The organism is Streptomyces sp. SID5785, from assembly GCF_009870065.1.
In the GTDB taxonomy this organism is placed as follows: domain Bacteria; phylum Actinomycetota; class Actinomycetes; order Streptomycetales; family Streptomycetaceae; genus Streptomyces.
Genome location: NZ_WWIA01001079.1, coordinates 1 through 1,552 on the forward strand (window position 1 = coordinate 1; position 1,552 = coordinate 1,552).

The following is a 1,552-nucleotide window of genomic DNA, read 5'->3' on the forward strand; positions in this document are numbered from 1 at the left end:
ACTCTCGCCGCACCGGGCGTAAGGCCGAGTACATCCAGTACGAGGCCTTGCACCCGGCACGCCGAGAGCACGCACCAGACGCCGCCCGGCCCGCCCTCCGGGCGGACGGAGGGACTTTGCGGACACGACCTAGGCCCGGTCCGGATCCCCCGTGGTGCGGAGCAGGCCCTCGACGCCGGCGAGGAAGGTCTCCGAGACGAGCGACGCGTCCGAGAGGCAGCCGGCCGCCATGGCTCCGTCGCGGAGCATGACGAAGTGCCGGCCCACCGCGTCGGCCGGGCGGCACCCCGCCCGTGCCAGCAGTTCCGTGGTGGTCTCCTGGAACCACTGACGGTGCGCCAGGACGGCCTGGTGCACGGGGTGTCCGGGGTCGGGGTACTCGGCTGCCGCGTTCAGGAACGCGCAGCCTCGGAAGCCCTCGTACTGGATGCCGTCCGTGATCGTCCGGCTCACGGCGCGCACGGCGTCGGCCGGGGACTGGTCCTGCGGCGCCAGCGCGGCGGCGACCTGGGCGCGGATGCCGTGGTCGGCCTGCTGGAGGTAGGCGAGGATCAGCTCCTCCTTGCCCTTGAAGTGCCGGTACAGCGTGGCCCGGGTGACCTTCGCCTCGGCGATGATCCGGTCCACGCCGACGGAGTGGATGCCCTCCGCGTAGAAGATCCGGGTCGCCGTGTCGAGGAGCCGGGCCCGCGCCTCGGACGTGCTCCCGCCCTCCGTGCTTGTGCTCATGCCCCTCACCGTACCAGCGAGTGAGGGAGAACGTTCGGTCTTGACGGGAGGGCGGGAAGGGCCTTCAATGGAGGAAGAACGAACGTTCTCCCTCATGGGGCGTTCCCCCTCCGTCGAGCACCGAGAAGGACCCGTCATGGACACCACCCTCGCCGCACCGCAGATCCCCGCCGTGAACGCACCGGCCGCGCTGCGCCGCCTCTACCTGCTCCGCTTCGCGTTCGCCGCCGTGTGGGCCGGCCTCCTGTTCGCCACCGGCAAGGAGCTGAGCGGCCTCACCGCGACACTGCTGGTGCTCTACCCCCTCTTCGACGTGGCCTGTGCCGTGGTCGACCTCAGGTCCGCGCGGGCGACGGGCGGACCCGTGCGCGGCCTCTACGCGAACATCGCCCTCAGCACCCTCACCGCGGCCGGACTGGCCGCCGCCGCGGCCTCCGGGATCCCGGCGGTCCTGCGGGTGTGGGGCGCCTGGGCGATCACCGCGGGAGTCGTCCAGCTCGTCGTCGGAGCCCTGCGCCGCCGCATGGGCGGCCAGTGGCCGATGATCCTCAGCGGCGCCATCTCGACGCTCGCCGGAGCGTCGTTCGCCGCGCAGGCCGGCGGCGAGAACGCCTCACTCGGCGCCCTCGCCGGATACGCCTTCCTCGGCGGGGTCTTCTTCCTCGTCTCCGCGCTGCGCCTGGGCCGGGCCGGAAAGCGCGCGTGACCTGCCTGGTCCACCCCGCCGCGGCAGGTCAGTCGCAGAAGACGTCGGCGGCGGGGCGCGTGCCGGTGGCGAGGAAGCGGGAGACCGTCGCGTCGCCGCACGCGTTGCCGTTGTCGA

General features: G+C 72.9%; 3 protein-coding genes. 1 reads left to right on the top strand and 2 read right to left on the bottom strand.

What is annotated here, in order from left to right; translation table 11 throughout:
• Nucleotides 1–129: 129 nt before the first annotated feature.
• On the bottom strand, nt 130–729 hold the full coding sequence (locus tag GTW43_RS34940; protein ID WP_161305990.1) for a TetR/AcrR family transcriptional regulator: 600 nt from the start codon (nt 727–729) through the stop codon (nt 130–132).
• A 136-nt stretch (nt 730–865) separates the two neighbouring features.
• On the opposite strand from GTW43_RS34940, the gene GTW43_RS34945 reads away from it, so the two are divergent.
• Entirely contained in the window at nt 866–1,435 is a 570-nt protein-coding gene (locus GTW43_RS34945) for a hypothetical protein (protein ID WP_161305991.1), read from the top strand.
• A gap of 28 nt (nt 1,436–1,463) precedes the next feature.
• Here the strand turns inward: GTW43_RS34945 and GTW43_RS38370 are convergent.
• Nucleotides 1,464–1,552: alpha/beta hydrolase (locus tag GTW43_RS38370; RefSeq protein WP_237536974.1), on the bottom strand; the 89-nt coding region annotated here is incomplete at its 5' end.

What these genes read in the sequence shown, in the direction of transcription:
- GTW43_RS34940 (WP_161305990.1), bottom strand. Translation starts at nt 729, where the DNA reads ATGAGCACAAGCACGGAGGGCGGGAGCACGTCCGAGGCGCGGGCCCGG.
- GTW43_RS34945 (WP_161305991.1), top strand. Translation starts at nt 866, where the DNA reads ATGGACACCACCCTCGCCGCACCGCAGATCCCCGCCGTGAACGCACCG.